This window comes from Streptantibioticus silvisoli (assembly GCF_027947535.2).
GTDB lineage: Bacteria > Actinomycetota > Actinomycetes > Streptomycetales > Streptomycetaceae > Streptantibioticus_C > Streptantibioticus_C silvisoli.
In genome coordinates, this window is the sequence record NZ_JAAGKO020000092.1 from 1 (window position 1) to 19,960 (window position 19,960).

18 protein-coding genes are annotated in these 19,960 nt (G+C 73.7%); 9 read left to right on the top strand and 9 right to left on the bottom strand.

All coding sequences use genetic code 11. The annotated features are described in order from the left end of the window. The 4 genes from sucB to POF43_RS32880 all read left to right on the top strand — a co-directional run. Window positions 1-1,084 (top strand): 2-oxoglutarate dehydrogenase, E2 component, dihydrolipoamide succinyltransferase (gene sucB, locus POF43_RS32865; protein WP_282704920.1); only part of this gene is annotated, 1,084 nt, incomplete at its 5' end. A 136-nt stretch (window positions 1,085-1,220) separates the two neighbouring features. Next, window positions 1,221-1,736: a DUF4240 domain-containing protein gene (locus tag POF43_RS32870; protein ID WP_271316700.1), complete on the top strand. Its 516-nt coding sequence runs from the start codon at window positions 1,221-1,223 to the stop codon at window positions 1,734-1,736. A 260-nt stretch (window positions 1,737-1,996) separates the two neighbouring features. After that, on the top strand, window positions 1,997-2,896 hold the full coding sequence (locus POF43_RS32875; protein WP_271324732.1) for a TIGR01777 family oxidoreductase: 900 nt from the start codon (window positions 1,997-1,999) through the stop codon (window positions 2,894-2,896). A 695-nt stretch (window positions 2,897-3,591) separates the two neighbouring features. Next, complete coding sequence (locus POF43_RS32880; protein ID WP_271316701.1) at window positions 3,592-4,818, top strand: NAD(P)/FAD-dependent oxidoreductase; 1,227 nt, start codon at window positions 3,592-3,594, stop codon at window positions 4,816-4,818. Window positions 4,819-5,039: 221 nt separating this feature from the next. On the opposite strand, the gene POF43_RS32885 is transcribed toward POF43_RS32880, so the two are convergent. Next, complete coding sequence (locus POF43_RS32885; RefSeq protein ID WP_271316699.1) at window positions 5,040-6,521, bottom strand: NsdA family TPR-like regulatory protein; 1,482 nt, start codon at window positions 6,519-6,521, stop codon at window positions 5,040-5,042. 660 nt (window positions 6,522-7,181) lie between these two features. Between POF43_RS32885 and lipB the strand changes: the two genes are divergently transcribed. The 4 genes from lipB (at window position 7,182) to POF43_RS32905 (ending at window position 10,686) form a co-directional block, all read left to right on the top strand. Beyond that, a complete protein-coding gene (gene lipB, locus POF43_RS32890; RefSeq protein WP_271325670.1) occupies window positions 7,182-7,967 on the top strand; it encodes a lipoyl(octanoyl) transferase LipB in 786 nt (261 codons plus the stop codon). A gap of 138 nt (window positions 7,968-8,105) precedes the next feature. Next, the gene (locus POF43_RS32895) at window positions 8,106-9,053 is read left to right on the top strand and encodes a lipoyl synthase (protein WP_271316860.1); all 948 of its coding nucleotides are present in this window, start codon (window positions 8,106-8,108) and stop codon (window positions 9,051-9,053) included. Window positions 9,054-9,596: 543 nt separating this feature from the next. After that, window positions 9,597-9,851, top strand: coding sequence for an SCO2195 family GlnR-regulated protein (locus POF43_RS32900; RefSeq protein WP_271316861.1), 255 nt, complete (start codon window positions 9,597-9,599; stop codon window positions 9,849-9,851). 148 nt (window positions 9,852-9,999) lie between these two features. After that, window positions 10,000-10,686, top strand: coding sequence for a DUF4191 domain-containing protein (locus tag POF43_RS32905; protein WP_271316862.1), 687 nt, complete (start codon window positions 10,000-10,002; stop codon window positions 10,684-10,686). 371 nt (window positions 10,687-11,057) lie between these two features. Here POF43_RS32905 and POF43_RS32910 read toward each other — a convergent pair whose 3' ends face one another. Next, complete coding sequence (locus POF43_RS32910) at window positions 11,058-11,525, bottom strand: RDD family protein (protein WP_271325153.1); 468 nt, start codon at window positions 11,523-11,525, stop codon at window positions 11,058-11,060. Between the two features lie 214 nt (window positions 11,526-11,739). Between POF43_RS32910 and glnA the strand changes: the two genes are divergently transcribed. Further along, window positions 11,740-13,149, top strand: a complete 1,410-nt coding sequence (gene glnA / locus POF43_RS32915; RefSeq protein WP_271316864.1) for a type I glutamate--ammonia ligase — start codon at window positions 11,740-11,742, stop codon at window positions 13,147-13,149. Window positions 13,150-13,358: 209 nt separating this feature from the next. Here the strand turns inward: glnA and POF43_RS32920 are convergent, their stop codons facing one another. The 7 genes from POF43_RS32920 to POF43_RS32950 all read right to left on the bottom strand — a co-directional run bounded on the left by POF43_RS32920 (window position 13,359) and on the right by POF43_RS32950 (window position 19,860). Further along, window positions 13,359-13,553, bottom strand: a complete 195-nt coding sequence (locus POF43_RS32920; RefSeq protein ID WP_271316865.1) for a hypothetical protein — start codon at window positions 13,551-13,553, stop codon at window positions 13,359-13,361. A gap of 225 nt (window positions 13,554-13,778) precedes the next feature. Then, entirely contained in the window at window positions 13,779-14,486 is a 708-nt protein-coding gene (locus POF43_RS32925; protein ID WP_282704921.1) for a TetR/AcrR family transcriptional regulator, read from the bottom strand. Window positions 14,487-14,947: 461 nt separating this feature from the next. Continuing rightward, window positions 14,948-15,364 carry a hypothetical protein gene (locus POF43_RS32930; RefSeq protein ID WP_271325886.1) on the bottom strand — a complete coding sequence of 139 codons (417 nt, stop codon included), beginning with the start codon at window positions 15,362-15,364 and terminating at the stop codon, window positions 14,948-14,950. 163 nt (window positions 15,365-15,527) lie between these two features. Continuing rightward, a complete protein-coding gene (locus tag POF43_RS32935; RefSeq protein WP_271325226.1) occupies window positions 15,528-16,796 on the bottom strand; it encodes an MBL fold metallo-hydrolase in 1,269 nt (422 codons plus the stop codon). Window positions 16,797-16,926: 130 nt separating this feature from the next. Next, a complete protein-coding gene (locus POF43_RS32940) occupies window positions 16,927-17,691 on the bottom strand; it encodes an HAD family hydrolase (RefSeq protein WP_271325227.1) in 765 nt (254 codons plus the stop codon). Next, window positions 17,684-18,550 carry a carbohydrate ABC transporter permease gene (locus POF43_RS32945; protein WP_271316931.1) on the bottom strand — a complete coding sequence of 289 codons (867 nt, stop codon included), beginning with the start codon at window positions 18,548-18,550 and terminating at the stop codon, window positions 17,684-17,686. The genes POF43_RS32940 and POF43_RS32945 overlap by 8 nt, the downstream gene beginning before the upstream one ends. Beyond that, window positions 18,547-19,860: an extracellular solute-binding protein gene (locus tag POF43_RS32950; protein WP_271316932.1), complete on the bottom strand. Its 1,314-nt coding sequence runs from the start codon at window positions 19,858-19,860 to the stop codon at window positions 18,547-18,549. Before POF43_RS32950 ends, POF43_RS32945 begins: the two co-directional genes overlap by 4 nt. Window positions 19,861-19,960: the final 100 nt, after the last annotated feature.

Here is a 19,960-nt window from a genome sequence, read left to right on the forward strand (position 1 = left end):
CGCCGCCCAGCCCGCGCCCGCCGCCCAGGCCCCGGCGCCCGCGCAGCCCGCGCCGGCCCGGCCGGCCGCCCCGGCTCCGGCTCCCGCCGCCCCGGCTCCGGCCCCCGCGGCCCCCGCGGCTGCCCCGCAGGCTCCGGCCGCGTCGGCTCCGGTGGGCGCCGGCGACGCGGACGGCGCGTACGTCACGCCGCTGGTGCGCAAGCTCGCCGCCGAGAACAGCGTCGACCTCGCCGCGGTCAAGGGCACCGGTGTCGGTGGCCGGATCCGCAAGCAGGACGTGCTGTCGGCCGCCGAGGCGGCCAAGGCGGCCGCCCAGGCGCCGTCCGCCCCGGCCGCCAAGAGCGCGCCGGCCGCGGCGTCGCCGCTGCGCGGCCAGACCGTCAAGATGCCGCGGATCCGCAAGGTCATCGGCGAGAACATGATGAAGGCGCTGCACAGCCAGGCGCAGCTGTCCTCCGTCGTCGAGGTGGACGTCACCCGCATCATGCGGCTGCGCGCCCGGGCCAAGGAGAACTTCCTGGCCACCGAGGGCGTCAAGCTCTCCCCGATGCCGTTCTTCGTCAAGGCCGCCGCCGAGGCGCTCAAGTCGCACCCGTCGATCAACGCCAAGATCAACGACGACGGCACCGTGACCTACCACGACGTCGAGAACATCGGCATCGCGGTCGACTCCGAGCAGGGCCTGATGGTCCCGGTCATCAAGGGTGCGGGCGACCTGAACATCGCCGGCGTCGCCAAGAAGACCGCGGAGCTGGCCGGCAAGGTCCGCAACAAGAAGATCAGCCCGGACGACCTGTCCGGCGGCACGTTCACGATCAGCAACACCGGCTCGCGCGGTGCGCTGTTCGACACGATCATCGTGAACTACCCGCAGGTCGCCGAGCTGGGCATCGGCGCCACCGTGCGCCGTGCGGTCGTCATCAACCACCCGGAGCTGGGCGAGACCATCGCGATCCGCGACATGGTCTACCTGACGCTCAGCTACGACCACCAGCTGGTCGACGGCGCCGACGCCGCCCGTTACCTGACGGACGTCAAGGCCCGCCTGGAGGCCGGCGAGTTCGAGGGCGACCTCGGCCTGTAGTCCCGGTAGCACCGCGTGACCCGGTGTGCCCCCGCTCCCCCGCCCGGGAGCGGGGGCACACCGCTGTGTCCGGGGCCGGCGCCGACGGCGCGTCCGGAGTGCGGCGGGCGGCCGGAACGTCGATCATGGGGGCGTGATGGACGAGACGGACTTCTGGGAGATCATCGACCGGGCCCGCGAGGACGCCGAGGGCGACCCGGAGGACCAGGCCGATCTCGTGGTGGAACGGCTCACCGGCCTGGACCCCGACTCCGTGCTGGACTTCGCCCGGCACTTCGAGGCCCGGCTGAACCGGGCGCTGCGCTGGGAGCTGTGGGGCGCGGCCGCCCTGCTGACCGGCGACCCCGGTGACGACGCCTTCGACGCGTTCCGCTGCTGGCTGGTCGGCCAGGGACGGCACGCCTACGAGGGCGCCGTGCACCACGCCGACGACCTCGCCACGCTCCTGGACGGCTTCGATGAACGCGCCGACGGCGACGGCGAGGACCTGGGCTACGCGGCGGACGAGGCGTACGAACGCCTGACCGGCCTGCCGCTGCCCGACCTGGGCGTACCCGACGCCGAGGACCCGGACGGCGAGGAGTTCGACGTCAGCGACAGCGCCACCCTGCGCGACCGCTACCCGGCGCTGTGGGAACGCTTCGGCTGGTAGGGGTACGCGAGGGCGCCCTCGGCGGAGGCGGAGCTTTCCGCGACGAAGGCGGGCGGGGCGTCCTCGGCGCGCACGCTGACGCCTTCGGCGGAGGCGGGCGGCGTCTTCCGCGCGACGCGCCGACGCCTTCTGCACACACCGGCCGACGTCGTCGCGACGCACGCCGACGCCTTCGGCAGCCCCGCGGCCCCGCCGGCCCGGTGTCCCTCCGGCGTGGTGTTCCTCCGGCATGGTGGCGGCGTCCGGGGCAGGATGGACGTATGCGCATCGCTGTCACCGGCTCGACCGGTCTGATCGGTACCGCTCTCGTCCGCTCGCTGACCGCCGACGGCCACCAGGTGGTCCGGCTGGTCCGCCGGGCTCCCGCCGCGCCGGAGGAGGCCCGCTGGGACCCGGCGGGCGGCGAGGTGGACACCGGCCGGCTGGAGGGCTGCGACGCGGTGGTCAACCTGGCGGCGGCCGGGGTCGGCGACAAGCGGTGGACCGAGGCGTACAAGCGGCAGATCCGCGACAGCCGGGTGCTCGGCACCGGCACGCTGGCCCGTGCGGTGGCGGGCCTGACGCGACCGCCGCGGGTGCTGGTGTGCGGCACCGCGGTCGGCTACTACGGGGACACCGGCGACCGGAAGGTGGACGAGGACGCGCCGCCCGGTGACGGCTTCCTGGCCGGCGTGTGCCGGGAGTGGGAGGCGGCGGCCGCTCCGGCCGAGCAGGCCGGCATCCGTACCGTGCAGGCCCGCACCGGACTGGTCGTCGCCCGCGGCGGCGGCGCCTGGGGCCGGCTCTTCCCGATCTTCAAGGCCGGGCTCGGCGGCCGGCTGGGCAGCGGACGCCAGTACTGGAGCTTCATCGCGCTGGACGACCACGTCGCCGCCCTGCGGCACCTGATCGACACCGCGTCGCTCAGCGGCCCGGTCAACCTGACCGCGCCGGAGCCGGTCACCAACCGCGAGGTCACCGCTGCGATGGGCCGCGTCCTGCACCGCCCTACGCTGGCCACCGTGCCGGCGCCGGTGCTGACGGCGGTGCTCGGCGAGTTCTCCCAGGACGTGCTGGGCAGCCAGCGCGTCGTGCCGCGCGAGCTGCTCCGGTCCGGCTTCGCCTTCGCCCACCCCGGCATCGAGAGCGCGATCCGCTCGGCCCTGCGCGACCCGGCCTGACGGAGGTCCCCTCCGGGGGTCCCCTTGAGGTCGTCGGGGGCGCTGCGGGAGGCCCGTGCGGGGGCTGCGGGAGCCGGGTCCGCGACCGCCTGACGCTGTCCGCTACCGCCTGACGCGAGCCGCGGGAGGCCCGTGCGGGGGCGCCGCGCGAGCCCGTGCCGGGGGCTGCGCGAGGTCTTCGGGGGCGCCGCGGCAGATACGGGCGGCGCCGCGGCAGATACGAGCGGGGGGCTGCGGGAGCCGGGTCCGCTACGCGATCGACGCCGTCCGATGCGAGCCGCGGGAGCCCGTGCGGAGGGCACCGCCGGAGTCCGTACCCGGGGGCCGCGGGGGCCGCCTCACCGGTCCCGCCGGGCCCCTCGGCCCCTTGGCTGTTTTTCGGCCCCTTCCCTTCGTTCCCTCGGCGACGCGCCGGTGTTCCCCTCAGAAAAAATGCCCAACTCGGTCTCAGATCACTGGTATGTGAGTGGGTTGGCATCCCGGCACGCGGGCATGACCCTTCAAGCACCGGGCCGCGCCGCCAATGACGCCGGGCGGCCGTTCCGTATGTCGGCGGGGAAACCAACGGACCTCGGGGAGGGGCAACCGTGTCGTTTCACGCACCTCACACGCACGACCAGCAGGCGGACGCCGCCCACGCGCAGCACAGCCTCCATTCCGCACACCGCGCGCTCCCGCGCCACACGGACGTCGTCATCGTCGGCGCCGGGCTGGCCGGGTTGTGCGCCGCGCACCACCTGATCGACGCCGGCGTCACGGTCACCGTGCTGGAGGCGGCGGACCGGGTCGGCGGGCGCACCGTCACCGACACGGTCAACGGCTTCCGGCTGGACCGGGGCAGCGAGCTGCTGTGCACCTCCTACCCCGAGTTCGCCCGCACCCCGGGCCTGGAAGGGCTGCGGCTGCTGCCGCTGTCACCCGCCCCGCAGACCGCCACCGGGCGCCGCGGCCCGCGCGCGGTCGACCCGCGGTCGGTGTGGGACAAGGCCCGGCTGGGCGGCGCGCTCGGCAAGCTGGCCGCCGTGCCCACCGAACGGCTGCTGGCCCGGCCCGAGCAGACGGTCCGGGCGGTGCTGTCCGCCGCCCGGGGCATGCCGCCGCGCGCGGTCGAGGGCTTCCTGCGGCCGCTGCTGGTCGCCCTCACCCACGATCCGGAACTGGGCGGCTCCAGCCGCTGCGGCGACCTGGTGCTGCGCGGCTACGCCCGCGGCCGGCTCGCCGTGCCGGCCGGCGGCGCCGGCGCGCTGACCGAACGGCTGGCCGCCGCGCTGCCGCCCGGCACGGTACGGCTCGGGGTCCGGGTGACGTCGGTCGACGCCAACGCGGTGACGACCGCCGAGCACGGCACGATGCGCTGCCGCGCCACCGTGGTGGCCACCGCCGCCCGGGCCGCCGCCGCGCTGCTGCCCGGGCTGCGGGTGCCGGACTTCCACCCGGTGACCACCGTCCACCACGCCGCCGACCGGCCGCCGCTGCGGGACGCCACGCTGCTGCTGGACACCGCCCGGCGCGGCCCGGTCGCGTACTCCTACGTGGCCAGCGCCGTCGACCCCTCCCGCGCCCCGGCCGGCCGCACGCTGATCACCTCCACGCTGCTCGGTGCGGTCCCCCGCGATCCGGAACGCCTCGACGCGGCCGTCCGCGCCCAGCTGGGCCGGATGTACGGCACGGACGCCGCCGGCTGGGACCTGCTGGCGGTGCACCACGACCGGGAGGCGGTCGCGGCCACCCCGCCGCCGCACGACCTGCGCCGGCCGGTGCGGGTGATGAGCGGGCTGTACGTCTGCGGCGACCACCGCGACACCAGCACGGCCCAGGGCGCGATGTTCTCCGCCCGCCGCGCGGCGCACCACGTCATGCGGGACTTCGGCATCCGCCCCGGCTACGGCGACACCGCGACGGATCTGCCGGCGGCGGCCTGACGACGCCGGCGCCCGGCCGGTGGGTGCGGTGCCCTTGCGGTGCCCGGTACGGCCGCGGCGCGGGCCCGGCGGTGACGGACCGCCCACGGTGACGGCCGCGCGGTTCCGCGGCCAGGGCGGCGCGCAGCCGGTGCGCCGCGGCCCGCCGAGGGGTTTCCCCGGCGGGCCGGAGGGTTTCCCCGGCGGGCCGCACCCGGCACCGCGGCCCGGTCCGGCCGGCGTCAGCCGACCGGCACGCCGAGCGCGGTGGCCCGTTCCAGGAACGCGCGGGCGGCCGGCTGGTCGCGGTGCGGCTCCAGGCGCCGGGCGAAGTCCCGCACGTACTCCACCGCGCGGACCGACCGCATGTCGGCGGTCTGCCGGGCCGCCTCGGTGGCCTGCCCGCACGCCTCCTCCAGGTCCCCCAGGGCCAGGCGGGCGCTGGCCAGCACGACGCGGCAGAACACCCGGCTGCGGGTGTCGCGCTCGTCGCGCAGCGCCAGGGACCGTTCGGCGTGCTGGGCGGCGGCCCGGTACTGCTGGAGGTCGCGGTGGCAGTGGCCGCACTCGTCGGCGAGTTGCGCCTCGTCGAAGAACCGCGCCCACGCCGGGGTGCCGTCGTCCGGCCGGGACGCCTCCAGGGCGCGTTCGGCCCGCGCCAGCGCCGCCGCGCACGACCGGGCGTCGCCCAGCGCGGCGTACGCCCGCGCCTCGGCCGCGTGCAGCATCGCCTGGACGGCCGCCGGCGCGGCCGGTCCCACGCCCTGCTGCGCGACCCGGGCCAGTTGCACCGCCTCGCGCCCGTGGCCCAGGTAGACCGCCTGACGGCTCATGGTCACCAGCACGTAACCGCCGTACAGCCGGTCACCGGCCGCCTGGGTGAGCCGCAGCGCCTGCACGAAGTACCGCTGGGCCAGGCCGTGCGCGCCGATGTCGTACGACGTCCAGCCGGCCAGCCGGGTCAGGTCGGCGACCGCCGCGAACAGCGCCCGGCCGGTCTCCTCCCCGTAGCCGCCGCGCAGCATCGGCTCGGCCTCGTGCTCCAGGTACCGCACGAGCGCCTGCCGGGCGTGGCCGCCGCCGTAGGAGCGGTCGAGGGAGTGGAACAGCTCCGCCACCGACCGCAGCGCCCGGATGTCGCCGGGCCCGACCCGCCGGCCCGGCTCCTGGCCGCCGCGCGCGCGGGCCGCGGCGGTCTGCGGGGGGTACGGCGGCGCGGCGCGGCCCCGGCTCTGCGGCGGCACCCGGGGCGGTGGTTCGGCGGCCGGGACCCGGGCGACCTGGTCGTCGGGGCGGCCGATGAGCCAGTCGCGGCTGGGCACGACGAGACCGGCCGGCGTGAAGGCTATCCGGCGCAGCTCGGCCGGGTTGCCGGTGTCCTTGCGCCACAGGCCGGCCACGATGTCCACCGCCTCCTGCGGTGTGGCGGCGAACTCCAGCCCGGCGTAGACCGGCGCGCAGGCGTCCAGTCCGAGGTCCTGCGCGGACAGCCGGCGGCCGAGGCGCCGGGTGAAGACCTCGGCGATCAGGGCGGGGGTCGTGCCGCGCGGCTGCTGGCCGCGCAGCCAGCGGGTGACCGAGGTCTTGTCGTAGCGCAGGTCCAGCCCGTGCTCGACGCCGAGCTGGTCGACGCGCCGGGCGAGTCCCGCGTTGGAGAACCCGGCCTCGGCGATCAGTGCGGCCAGGCGGCGGTTGGGCGTGCGCTGCGAAGTTCGTTCCGTCATGTGGGGTGCGGACCCCTCCTCGGGAGGGTGGGGGTGGGCGATGGCTGGCGGTCCGCGCGGAGCGGTCCTGAACGGCGCGAATGTAGCCGCCCGTACGCCCCGCGGTGTCCGGTCCGCCAGGTATTCGCCGAAACGGGTGAACCACGCCGATACGACACGCCGTGAGGGTGAAGCGGCGCGGACCGGACGTGGTAGGCGGCGGACGCGGTCGGGGTGAGGGCGGTGGATGCGGCCCGGGCGGTGGGCGGCGGACGGCGCCGGGGCAGTGGGCGGCGGATGCGGCCGGGGTTGCGGGCGGCGGACCGCGCCCGGGTGGTGGGCGGCGGACGCGGCCGGCGTGGTGGCCGGCGGACGGCGCCGGCGTGATGGGCGGCGGATGCCGCTCGGCGTGCCGGACCGCGCCGGTGTAAGGGGCGGCGCCCTGCGTCGGCGCCCCTTACCGGCCGGGGGTCGCGAACCGCTGCCCGGCCCGTCCGCGTTCCGGACCGCGCCGGTGTAAGGGGCGGCATCCTGCGTCGGCACCCCTTACCGGCCGGGGCCGCGAAGCGTTGCCCGGCCCGGCCGCCCGCGTGACGAGCGCGACAGCGGCTCGGTTGGGGCGGCCGGTCGCGGGCGCCGTACAGTGGGTGCGGCGCGAGAGTTGAGACCCGAGGAGCCGCCGTGAGTGACCTGCGCTTCGTGCGTCTGGGATTCGGACCGCAGGCGGTGGAGTACACCGAGGCGTGGCAGGAACAGCGCCGGGTCCACGCGGCGCGTTTCGCGGACGAGATCCCCGACACCTGCCTGCTGCTGGAGCACCCCGCCGTCTACACCGCCGGCCGCCGCACCGCCGACAGCGAACGTCCGCTGGACGGCACCCCGGTCATCGACGTGGACCGCGGCGGCAAGATCACCTGGCACGGCCCCGGCCAGCTCGTCGGCTACCCGATCCTCAAGCTGTCCCAGCCGGTCGACGTCATCGCGCACGTACGCCGGCTGGAGGAGGCGCTGATCCTGGCCTGCCGCGAGCTGGGCCTGGAGACCACCCGCGTCGAGGGCCGCAGCGGGGTGTGGGTGCTCGGCGACCGGATCGCGCAGCGGCCGCCGGCCGCCGGCGGCCTGACGCTGGACCTCGACCCGCGCCTGCACGACGAGGAGTTCGACCCGCGGCTGTCCGGCCCCGAGTACGCGCCGTCCAACGCGGGCCAGCGCCGCGAGGACCGCAAGCTCGCCGCCATCGGCATCCGGATCGCCAAGGGCGTCACGATGCACGGCTTCTCGCTCAACTGCGACCCCGACAACACCTGGTTCGACCGCATCGTGCCGTGCGGCATCCGGGACGCCGGCGTCACCTCGCTGTCGAACGAACTCGGCCGGGACGTCACCATCGCCGAGGTGCTGCCGGTCATCGAGAAGCACCTGGCCGGGGTCCTCGGTTCCACCGCGGCACTGCCCAGCGCGGTCTGACCGCCGGGCCCACCCGCTCCCCCGGGAATGCGCCGAGGAGCTTGAGGGTTGGACAGGCCGCAGGGCCTACAATCCACGGGCGTACGCTGGTGTATGCCGATGAATCGAATGCCGCGCTAGCCAAAGGGAGTGCCCGACGTGTCCGCTGTCGCACCGGACGGACGCAAGATGCTGCGTCTGGAGGTCAGGAACAGCCAGACCCCCATCGAGCGCAAGCCCGAATGGATCAAGACCCGCGCCAAGATGGGCCCGGAGTACTCCGAGCTGCACAGCCTGGTCAAACGCGAGGGCCTGCACACCGTCTGCCAGGAAGCCGGCTGCCCCAACATCTACGAGTGCTGGGAGGACCGGGAGGCGACCTTCCTCATCGGCGGCGACCAGTGCACCCGGCGCTGCGACTTCTGCCAGATCGACACCGGCCGGCCGGCCGACCTCGACCGTGACGAGCCCCGCCGGGTCGGCGAGTCCGTCGTCACGATGGACCTGAACTACGCCACCATCACCGGCGTCGCCCGCGACGACCTGGCGGACGGCGGTTCCTGGCTGTACGCGGAGACGGTCCGGCAGATCCACGCCCTGACCGGGGACCGCGCGGCCGGCCGCACCAAGGTCGAGCTGCTGATCCCGGACTTCAACGCCGTCCCCGAGCAGCTCGCGGAGGTCTTCTCCAGCCGCCCCGAGGTGCTCGCGCACAACGTGGAGACGGTGCCGCGCATCTTCAAGCGCATCCGCCCCGGCTTCCGCTACGAGCGCTCGCTTGAGGTCATCACCAAGGCGCGGGAGGCCGGGTTGATCACCAAGTCCAACCTGATCCTGGGGATGGGCGAGGAGCGCGCGGAGATCAGCGAGGCGCTCCAGGACCTGTACGACGCCGGCTGCGAGCTGATCACCATCACGCAGTACCTGCGGCCGAGCGTCCGCCACCACCCCGTGGAACGCTGGGCCAAGCCGGCCGAGTTCGTGGAGCTTCAGGAGGAGGCCGAGGAGATCGGCTTCGCCGGCGTCATGTCCGGTCCGCTGGTGCGCTCGTCGTACCGGGCCGGCCGGCTGTTCCAGCAGGCCACGCAGGCCCGCGCGAACGTGTGACGTCCACCGCTCCCCGTACCTGACGGCCCCCTGGTCGCCCGGTCGCCCAGCCGCCCACCACCCCACCGCCTGCCGCTGAGGCGTCGCGGCCCCGGCCTCACCGCCGGCGGCCGAACGGCTCACGGCCGGGGGGACGCTCCCCCGCACGGCCCACCCCGGCACGACTGATCGCACCGCGGCCCGCACGCCGGCACCACCCGGTTCACCGACCGCGGCACCACCCGGCACCGCCGGTTCTCAGCCCGGCACCGCCCGGTGCCACCCGTACCACCGGTTTCACCACCGCAGCACGACCCGGTTCCACCACCGCCCGGGCCGGCGTCCCGCGCGCCGGGCCGGGTCCGGCCTGCCCCGGACCGGTCCCCGTCCCCCGGGAGCCGGTCGCCGTCGCGCGCGACGGAACGGGCCGGACGCCTCCCAGGTGACGGTCGACGACATGGCTTCACGCCCGTTTGACCGGCCCGTCACCGACTGGTAACACAATGTGGTGATTCTGGACACAAGCCCGCTCACGTGCACCTTCCGGATGTAGGGAGTCCCACCATGCAGGCGCCCCCCGCGCAGGCAGTCGCCCGACCGACGGTTTCCAGCGCCCTGCGCGCGGTGGAGTCGTTGCTGATGCGCGGCGGCCAGCAGACCGCCCGCCGCAACGCCTGGACGGCCGTGCTGGAGGACCGCAAGCGGGCCAGGGACCGGCACGAGGCCCAGCACCTCCTGGACGCCCTGACGGCCGTTCCGGCCGTTCCCGCGCCGGGCCGGCTGGCCGTCGTGAGCGGCACGGGCGCCGCCGAGGGCTGATCCGGGGCCCGGCACGCCCGCCGGGGCGCCCCGCGGGCACCGCCCGGCGCGGCGCGGCGCCCTTCCGGCCCGCCCGCGGCACCGGGCCGGCGGTATCCCCCACCTCCTGGTGACGGGGTGACCCTCCGCTACCCGTATCCTGTGCGGCATGGCGAGGAAGGAACAATCCGAGAACTCCGGGCGGCTGCGGCAGATCGCGCTGACCTACAAGATGACCCGGCGGGTCGACCCCAAGGTCGGGCTCGTACTGGCGGGACTGGGCATCGGCATCCTCGTGGTGCTCCTCGCCGTCGGTTTCGTCATCGGGCACCCCGTGTACGCGGGCATCCTGGGCGTCCTGCTGGCCTTCCTCGCGATGGCGATCGTCTTCGGCCGGCGTGCCGAGCGGGCCGCCTTCGGCCAGATGGAGGGCAAGCCGGGCGCCGCCGCGGCGGTACTGGAGAACGCGGGGCGCGGCTGGACCGTGACGCCCGCGGTGCAGATCAACCGCAACCAGGACGTCGTCCACCGCGCGGTCGGCAAGGCGGGGATCGTGCTGGTCGGCGAGGGCAACCGCAACCGCGTCAAGGCGCTGCTGGCCGCCGAGAAGCGCCGCATGTCCCGCGTGGCGGTCGACGCGCCGGTCAACGACATGATCGTCGGCGACGGCGAGGGCGAGGTGCCGCTCAACAAGGTGCGCACCAAGCTGCTGAAGCTGCCGCGCGTCCTGCCCGGCGCGAAGGTCACCGAGCTGAACGACCGGCTCAAGGCCCTCGGCGACAGCCTGAGCAACATGCCGATCCCCAAGGGCCCGATGCCCCGCAACGCGCGCATGCCGCGCGGCCGGATGCGCTGACCCCGGTCCCGTACGGCACGGAACGGCGACCACGACACACCCAGGAGCCCGGAGGCACAACGCCTCCGGGCTCCGGCGTTTCACGGGATCGTCCTCACCGGGGGCGTTTCCACGGGAACGTCCTCACCGGGCGGCTCCCGCAGGCGGCCCGACGGACGTCAGAGGCCCGGGGACGCCGGGGCGGGCGCCAGGTACCGGAGCCCGGGCGGCGGAGACCCCGGCGACCGAGGCGCGGGCGCCAGGAGCGCCCGGCCCCTGGACCGGGCAGCCGGCGGACGCCTTTCGGGGTTGACGCGTCCCGGCAGCGCCTTCGGTGTTGACGCGTCCCGGAAAGCCGGGCCCGCGCCGGAGACACCCCCGCGCAGGGGTGGTCACATCCGGACCTCGACCGTGCCGACGGCCTTGTCGTGCAGGCCGCGGGTGTCGCGGTCCCAGACCGCGGACGGGACGACGAGCAGCAGCAGGACCGTGCGGATCACCACCGGCAGGACGCCGGCCCGTCCCCCGTTCAGGCGGATCACCCGCAGCCGCAGCAGCCGCTTGCCGGGCGTGGTGCCGAGGGTGGCGAGCGTCAGCACGCTCAGGACGCCGAAGATCACGAACGTCCAGTTGTCGGCGGCCCGGGCGCTACCGTGCGACAGCAGGCCGTATGCGATCAGCAGGCACAGCGCCCAGTCGACGAACAGCGCGACCAGGCGCCGTCCCACCGGGGCGATCGAGCCGGGGCCGTCCTTCGGCAGCCCCAGCCGTTCCCCGCGATAGCCGAAATCGGCGCCCATCTGCTCGGCCGCCGCGCGCGGTCCTTGGAGCCATGAGCCCAGAGCTTCCCGTTTGTCCACCCGTCCACGGTAGCGGCGTGTCCGGCGGACGCCGCACCTGCCCCCGGATGTCCGGTTAACTTCGGCGAAACAATTGGGTCATGCCAGGGAAATCCCGAATCCATAGGGTCGGGACCAGCGTGCGCCACCGCACCGGCCGAGCCCGCGCTCGCCACAGCGGTCGTACGACCGAGCCAACCCGCGCCGTGCCAGGCCCGGGCCGAGGAGGAGTTGGATGTTCCAGAACGCCGACGAGGCCAACAAGTTCCTGCGGGACGAGGACGTCAAGTTCGTCGACGTCCGCTTCTGCGACCTGCCGGGCATCATGCAGCACTTCACGGTGCCGGTGGAGGCCTTCGACCCGTCCGAGGAGCTGGCGTTCGACGGCTCGTCGATCCGCGGTTTCCAGGCCATCCACGAGTCGGACATGGCGCTGCGCGCGGACCTGTCGACCGCGCGGCTCGACCCGTTCCGCAAGGACAAGACGGTCAACATCAACTTCTTCATCCACGACCCGATCACCGGCGAGCAGTACAGCCGTGACCCGCGGAACGTGGCGAAGAAGGCGGAGGCGTACCTGGCCTCCACCGGGATCGCCGACACCGCGTACTTCGGCCCGGAGGCGGAGTTCTACGTCTTCGACTCGGTCCGGTTCGCCACCGAGTCGAACCAGTCCTTCTACCACATCGACTCCGAGGCCGGCGCCTGGAACACCGGTGCGGTGGAGGACAACCGCGGCTACAAGGTCCGCTACAAGGGCGGCTACTTCCCGGCTCCGCCGGTCGACCACTTCGCCGACCTGCGCGCCGAGATCTCCCTGGAGCTGGGCAGGGCCGGCATCCAGGTCGAGCGCCAGCACCACGAGGTGGGCACCGCGGGCCAGGCGGAGATCAACTACAAGTTCAACACGCTGCTGGCCGCCGCGGACGACCTGATGCTCTTCAAGTACATCGTGAAGAACGTCGCCTGGCGCAACAACAAGACCGCGACCTTCATGCCCAAGCCGATCTTCGGCGACAACGGCTCCGGCATGCACTGCCACCAGTCGCTGTGGCAGGGCGGGACCCCGCTGTTCTACGACGAGGCCGGCTACGCGGGCCTGTCGGACACCGCCCGCTACTACATCGGCGGCATCCTCAAGCACGCGCCGTCGCTGCTGGCGTTCACCAACCCGACGGTGAACTCCTACCACCGCCTGGTCCCGGGCTTCGAGGCGCCGGTCAACCTGGTGTACTCGCAGCGCAACCGCTCCGCCGCGATCCGCATCCCGATCACCGGTGCGAACCCGAAGGCCAAGCGCATCGAGTTCCGCGCGCCCGACCCGTCCAGCAACCCGTACCTGGCGTTCTCCGCGCTGCTGCTGGCCGGCCTGGACGGCATCAAGAACAAGATCGAGCCGGCCGAGCCGGTCGACAAGGACCTCTACGAGCTGGCTCCCGAGGAGCACGCGAACGTCCCCCAGGTCCCCACCTCCCTCCCGGCCGTCCTCAGCGCTCTCGAGGCCGACCAGGACTACCTCCTCCAGGGCGGCGTCTTCACCCCCGACCTGATCGAGACCTGGATCGACTTCAAGCGCACCGCCGAGATCGCCCCGATCCAGCTGCGCCCGCACCCGCACGAGTTCGAGCTCTACTTCGACGTGTGACGGGTCCCGCCGGAGGCCGTGCGGACGGTACGCCACCGTCCGCACCGGTCCCCGGCCCCCCGACTGGCGGCCCCCACGCTCCCGTTCAGGAGAGCGCGGGGGCCGCTGCCATGCGGGGGGCCGCGCCGCGGGGACGCGCCGGGGACCGTGCGCGGGAGCGGCCCGGGGCCACCCCCCGCACCGCCGCCCGGCCGGCAGTACGCGACGGCTCAGGACGTCCTGTCGCGCTTGCGGGTGCGCCAGGACCACGCCAGGAGCGCGAGCCCGGCCACGACGACGACCGCGCCCAGAACGGCGTACTGCCCGCGGCCGGACATCATCGAGCCCTGGATCGCACCGGTACCCTGCCCGATCCAGAGCCCGCCGACGGCACACAGGACGAGACCGACGATGCCGCGGACCATGTCCGACTCCTTCTGCTCTGCGGTACCCCGCCTCGGCGGACGGGGGCTGTCGAGGACGTATACGCACGGCCGCCGCCCGGCGTTCACCGACTCGGCGTCAGCGGCTCGGCTCAGCGGTTCCGTGCTCCGGGACGGCGCGTTCGACGGCTCGGCGTCAGCAGCTCCGTACTCCGGGACGCCGGCTGCCGGGACGCCGGGCTCGGGTGCCGTACGGGACGGGCGCACTCAACTCCCGCTCCCCCGGGCCGTTCCCGTTCGCTCCCCGCCCTCCCCCGCGCCGCCCGCCGGAGCGGCCCCCGCCGCGCGGGCGCCCAGGGTCGGGAGGACGAACTCGCGGACCAGGGCCACCGCTTCGCGGACCATCGGGCGCAGGACGCGGTAGCGGGACAGGGAGACGATCTTGGCGACGAGGGGGGCGCAGCGGGCGACGAAGGCCCGGGTGCGTTGGGTGTCGTCGGTGCGGTCGAAGACCCAGTAGAGGACGACGACCATCAGGTGCAGCCAGAGCAGGTCGGGGAGGAGTTCGTCGAGTTCCGGGTCGACCTTGGGGCCGAGCTGGGAGCCGTCGAGCACGTCGCGGAAGACGGCTACGGCGGTGTCACGGGCCGGGTGGGACTCCGCGGAGAACGGGCTGAGGGCGCTGTCGGGGTCGGCGGCGGTGCGGAAGAACTGCGCGGCGAACCCGTGGTAGGGCGCCGCGGTGTCCAGCCAGGCGTCGATCGCGATGCGCAGCCGGTCGGCGAAGTCGGGGACCGCGGTGAGGCGTCGGGAGGTCAGCTCGGCGTGGTCGCGGGTCAGGCGGTCGTAGAACCCCTGGATCAGGAATTCCTTGCCCTTGAAGTAGTAGTACGCGTTGCCGACGCTCACGCCTGCCTCGGCGGCGATGGCCCGCATGGTCGTGTTGTCGTATCCGCGCTCCCGGAACAGCCGCATGGCGGTCTCCAGGATCAGCGCCCGGGTCTTCTCGCTCTTGGCGGTGGGCCGGTCACCCTTTGCGGTGGGCCGGTCACCCCTGGCGGTGGTCCGTTCACCCCTGGCGGTGGACGGGGAGTCCTTGGCCGCGGGCCGTTCACTCCTGGCGGCGGACGGGTCGTCCCCGGCGGCGGTCCGGCCGCCGGTGCCGGACGGTTCGTCGCCGCGGCCCGTGCCGGCGGCGGCGGTACGGCCCGCGGCGGGCGCACCCCCCTGGCGCGCCCGCCGCTTCCCCCCTCGCGGGGCGGGGGGCTCCCCTGCCTGATCACGGGCATCCCGTCCCTGATCACGCCCCGCCCCGGGACCGGGCGGTGTCCCCACACCCTCCCGGTCCGTTCTTGATCCCGCGCGTGCCGTCTCGTCGTCCTTCACGGCTGCGAGCCTATGCGCGCGACGCGTGCCGGCCGCACGGTGTCGCGCGGTCAGTGGCCGGCCTGCGGGCCGGGCGCCCCGGCCTTCCAGGCGGACGCGGCGGAGTGGCCGCCGTGCTGTTCGGCGAGGCCGCGGCGGCGCAGCGCGTTGAGCACGAAGACGTTGGCCATGTGCAGCACGCCGACGACCAGCAGCACGGTGCCGAGCTTGACGGAGACGGACTCGAAGACACCGCGTACCTGGTGGAGGTTGTCGCCGGTCTTCATCCACAGGCCGATGAAGCCGAGGTTGACGAGGTAGAAGCCGACGACGAGCAGTTGGTTGACGGAGTCGGCCAGCAGGTCGTCGCCGCGGAAGACGTCCGCGAGGAAGACGCGGCCGTTGCGGCTCAGGACGCGGGCGACCCAGACGGTCACCGCGACGCTGGCCGGCAGATAGACGATGTAGCTGACCACGGTCGGATCCATGATCCCCACCCCTTTTCGAACACGTTCAAAATGATGAGCCTGACTGTAGCCCCGGTTTTGAACATGTTCAAGTCCGTCGAACGACCCGCCTCCGACGCCGAAGGGCCGTCACCCCGTGGTGGGGTGACGGCCCTTCGGCTAACGCGGGACGGGTTCGGGCGGACTACTGCGCCTGGCCGTCCATGCCGTAGGTGACGCCGTACTCGGCGATGACCCGGGTCGTGCCGGACGGCGGGTGCAGGCGGGTGGGGGCGGTGGTGTGGATGGGGAACAGCACGCGCGGCGCGACCCGTTCGACCATGGCGTGCAGGTCGTCCTGGACGGCGTGGCCGGAGCAGCCGATCTGGCGCAGCGGGATGCCGAGGGCTTCGAGCCAGTCGGTGAACGGCGCCCAGCGCGGTTCGAAGGGGCCGAGCGGTTCACCGTTGGCGTGCACGAAGACGCTGTCGGGCTGGCCGGTGCCGACCGGCAGGTCCAGCAGCGAGGGCAGGTCGCCGGGGTCGGGGACGACCACGAAGGAGCCGGGCCGCTCGCCGAGGCCGGCGGCCTGCGGGTCGCCGGCCTTGACGACGTCCGGTACGCCGAGCCCGCGCAGGAAGTCCGCGGTGGCGTCCGGCCAGACGACCGTGCGGCCCGCGACACCGGCCAGCGCCAGGAAGTCGCGTACGCGTTCCAGATCGCGGGGGTAGAGGGAGAGCAGCACCAGGCCGGGGGTCTCGGCGAGCGCGGCGTTGAAGTCGCGTTCGACGTCGCTCTCGCCGCGGACCGCGGCCGGCATGTTCCAGCCCAGCGTGGTGCCCTCGGTCACCAGGACGTCGCAGCCCTTGGCGCGGTCCGCGAAGGCCCACGACAGCCCCGGGTGCCGGCCGTGGAAGCGGATGTCGCCGGTGAAGGCGAGGGTGCCGGTGGAGGTGCGGACCAGGTAGCCGCAGGCGCCGGGCACGTCGTGGTCGACGAGCACGCACTCGACCTCCATCGGGCCGACCGCGACGCGCTGGCCGGACGACAGGCGGTGCCATTCGGGGTCGCCGCCGGGCAGGCCGGCACCGCTGGCGGTCAGGGCCTCCAGTACGTCGACGGCGTCGGTGTGGGCGTGCACCGGGATGTCGGAACGGACGTAGCCGGCCAGGCCGACGTGGTCGATGTGCGGGTGGCTGACGAAGACGGCGGTCGGCTCGGTGGCTTCGCCCAGCGGGTCGCCCTCGTCGAGGAAGGCGGCGTCGTACAGACCGGGGACGGCCGGCGCGGCGCCGACCTTGAGGCGGTCGGCGAGTTCGCGCCCGGGGCGCTGGCGCACCGGCAGGCGGAACAGGTCGGCACCGGAGGGGATGTCCATGCCGATGTCCAGCATGACGCGGTGGCCGCCCTCGCGGATGACGATCTTGCTTCCGCCGATGACGCCGAGTCCACCCCAGAACTCGATGCTGGCCATGAATCAACTCCTGTGTGCGGTGCGGTGATGCGATGAAACGACAAAGGGACGCGCGCCCGTGCCCCGCGATCCGGCTCTCCCCCGCGGGACCGGCCTTCGGGACACGTGCGGCGCGTCATGGTGCGTCCGGTCAGATCTCCAGGCGCACCACGGCATCGGCCCAGGACCGCACGATCGGCAGCAGGCCCTCGACGTCGGTGGCGACCGCGGTGGCCGGGCCGTCCGCCCTGCCGTAACGGTCGATGTAGCCGGTGGGTACGGCCAGTTCGCGGGCGGGTTCGACATCGTTGACCCAGTGGTCGCCGAGCGCGAACCCGCGGGCGGCGCTGTCCGGGCGCACCGCGCCGGCCGCGTCGCCCAGTTCGGCGGCCAGCAGGCGGCCCAGGCCGGCCGGCTTGCCGGTGGAGGAGACCACGGCGTCCAGCAGCGGGCGCACCCGCAGCCGGTCCAGCAGCGCGTCGAGGCTGTCGGCGGGGCTGTTGGTGGCCAGCACCACGCGTACCCCGTCGAGCCGCAGTTCGGTCAGCAGGGCCCGGTAGGCGTCCGGGACCTCCAGCTCGCAGGCGTCGGTGGCCATGTAGGCGCGGGTGGACAGGAACGCCCGGTCCAGCCGCGGCTTGTCGACCCCGTAGCGGCGTGCCGCGACCGAGGCGACCACCTCCCAGCCGTCGGTGGCCGCGCGCAGCGCCGCCGCCTCGGTCTCGTCGGGCGCCTCGTCGGCGGCGGCGATCCCGTGCTTGAGGAAGCGTTCGACGGCGTCGAGCAGCCCGTCGCGGTCGCGGTCGGACAGTTCGACGGCGGCCTGCTCCGCGTAGTGCAGGATCGGCGCGTCGCCGCGGTAGAGGGTGCCGTCGAAGTCGGTGACCAGGACGAGTGGTTGGCGTGGCTCAGCCACGGACGCCTCCGGCGGTGGACATGGCGCCGGTGATGAAGTGGCGCTGAAGGGCGAGGAAGAAGGCCAGCACCGGCAGCGTGGTGAAGACCACGGCGGCGGACAGGCCGGTGTAGTCGGTGCCCTCGGCGCCGTAGAACGCGGCGAGGCCGACCTCGACCGGCTGGACGCTCTGGTCGCTGGTCATCAGGAACGGCCACAGGAAGGAGTTCCAGGTGGCGAGGAAGACGTTGATGATGATGATCACGATGGCCGGGCGCACCAGCGGCACCCCGATCGACCAGAACATCCGGAACCGGGAGGCGCCGTCGAGTTCGGCGGCGTCGAACAGTTCCTCCGGCAGGCCGGCGAAGAACTGCCGGACCAGGAAGATGCCGAAGACGCTGGCGCCCCACGGCACGATCTGGATCCAGTAGGTGTTCAGCCAGTGGATGTCGGTGGCGATGATGTAGTCGGGGATGATCAGCACGGTCGCCGGGATCATCATGACCGCCATGACCAGGCCGAACAGCACGTTGCGGCCGCGGAAGCGCATCAGGCCGAAGGCGAAGCCGGCCAGCAGCGAGGTGGCCAGCGCCAGCGCGGCGGTGCACACCGCGATCAGCAGGGTGTTGCCGAACAGCCGCAGCCAGGGCGCGGACTTCCAGGCCCGGCTGTAGTTGTCGAAGTGCCAGTGCGGCAGCAGGATCTGGCCGATGCTGCCGACGTCGTTCGCCCGGTTCAGCGAGGAGACCAGGACGTAGTAGAACGGCAGCAGGAACACCAGCGAGACGACCACGATCAGCACGCGGCGCAGCGGGCCGCGCCCCGCGCGCCGGACGGTGGTCCGGCGCACGGGAGCGGGGCGGGTGGTGATACTCACCCCTGGGCCTTGGCCGCCAGGGCGGTCTTCTGGGCGGCGGCGAGCGCCGCGGCCGGCGAGGTGCCCTTGTCGACGACCGCCTGGATGGCGACGACCAGGGCGCCCTCGGCCGGGGTCACCCAGGAGTAGGGCGGGTCGGCCTTGGCGTTCTGCAGGGCGGCCATCGAGGTCGGCACCCACGGGTTCTGCGCGACGTAGGCCTTCATCGACGGCAGCGCCTTGGCGGTCACCGGCAGGTAGCCGGTGCCGGCCGCCCAGGTGGCCTGGTTGGCGGGCTGGGTGAGGAACTGCATGTACTTCCAGGCGGCGGCCTGCTGGGCCTTGGAGGCGCTGGCGAACATGCCGATGTCGGTGCCCTGGAGCACGTTGGCCTGGCCGGCCGGGCCGGTGGGCAGGTCGTTGGTGCCGAGGGTGAACTTCTTGCCGACGGCCTGGTTCTCGTAGTAGTAGCCGGCGCTGGAGCCGATGTCGAAGGCGCCCTTCGCGGCGGCCAGCGAGGTCTCGCCGGGGTAGTTGGTGCCCAGCGTCAGCGAGCCGTCCTTCTTCATCTGCGCCAGCAGGGTCAGCGCCTTGACCATCTGCGGCGAGGTGAACTGCGGGGTGCCGTCCTTGGCGAACGGGGTGCCGCCGTTGGCGTAGTCGAGGGTCTCCAGCCAGATCGTGCCGCCCGCCGGGGCCGCCGGGGTGCCGGGGTCGGTGGATATGGCGACCACGTTGCCGTTGGACAGCTTCTTGGCGTCGGTCGCGAACTCGTCCCAGGTCTTCGGGTAGCTCAGGCCCTTGGCCTTCAGCATCGCCGGGTTGTCGTACATGACCTCGACCGACTTGTTGAACGGCCACAGCCACAGCTTGCCGTCCGGCAGCGACAGTTCGTTGCGGACGCCGGCGTAGAAGTCGCCGAGCTGGCTGGGCGAGGAGGTGCCGGCGTAGGTGCTGACCGGCAGGATGACCTGGCTCTTGGCGAACGTGGCGGCCCAGTCGGGGTACATCTGGGCGATGGTCGGCGCGTTGTGCGCGGAGACCGCGGCGGTCTCCTTGGCCTGGAGGGTCCCGTAGTCCGGCTGGACGATGAGCTGGACCTTGATCTTCGGGTTGGCCTTCTCGAAGTCCGAGGTCAGCTTCTGCATGACGCTCTTCTGGGTGCTGGCCGCCATCGTTTCCATGAAGCTGATGGTGGTGGTCCCGTTCGCGGAACCGCCGTTCGAGGACCCGGAGGAACCGCAGCCGGCCAGGGCGAACGAGGCGACCAGCGCGGTGGCGGTGGCCAGCAGGACGGGCTTGGTGCGTCGGCCCGGGGCGAACAGGGACATGGCGGGAACCTCTCTGGTGTTCCGTGAGGGTGGGGTGGGGCGTCCGGTGGTCCGGTGTTCCGGGTGGGTGGAGCGTCCGGTTGCCGGGTGGGTGGGGTGG

Bases quoted from the DNA above. Each gene is read 5' to 3' on its own strand.
- POF43_RS32870 (WP_271316700.1), top strand. From the start codon at position 1,221: ATGGACGAGACGGACTTCTGGGAGATCATCGACCGGGCCCGCGAGGAC.
- POF43_RS32875 (WP_271324732.1), top strand. From the start codon at position 1,997: ATGCGCATCGCTGTCACCGGCTCGACCGGTCTGATCGGTACCGCTCTC.
- POF43_RS32885 (WP_271316699.1), bottom strand. From the start codon at position 6,521: ATGACGGAACGAACTTCGCAGCGCACGCCCAACCGCCGCCTGGCCGCA.
- POF43_RS32900 (WP_271316861.1), top strand. From the start codon at position 9,597: ATGCAGGCGCCCCCCGCGCAGGCAGTCGCCCGACCGACGGTTTCCAGC.
- POF43_RS32905 (WP_271316862.1), top strand. From the start codon at position 10,000: ATGGCGAGGAAGGAACAATCCGAGAACTCCGGGCGGCTGCGGCAGATC.
- glnA (WP_271316864.1), top strand. From the start codon at position 11,740: ATGTTCCAGAACGCCGACGAGGCCAACAAGTTCCTGCGGGACGAGGAC.
- POF43_RS32920 (WP_271316865.1), bottom strand. From the start codon at position 13,553: ATGGTCCGCGGCATCGTCGGTCTCGTCCTGTGTGCCGTCGGCGGGCTC.
- POF43_RS32925 (WP_282704921.1), bottom strand. From the start codon at position 14,486: ATGCGGCTGTTCCGGGAGCGCGGATACGACAACACGACCATGCGGGCC.
- POF43_RS32930 (WP_271325886.1), bottom strand. From the start codon at position 15,364: ATGGATCCGACCGTGGTCAGCTACATCGTCTATCTGCCGGCCAGCGTC.
- POF43_RS32935 (WP_271325226.1), bottom strand. From the start codon at position 16,796: ATGGCCAGCATCGAGTTCTGGGGTGGACTCGGCGTCATCGGCGGAAGC.
- POF43_RS32950 (WP_271316932.1), bottom strand. From the start codon at position 19,860: ATGTCCCTGTTCGCCCCGGGCCGACGCACCAAGCCCGTCCTGCTGGCC.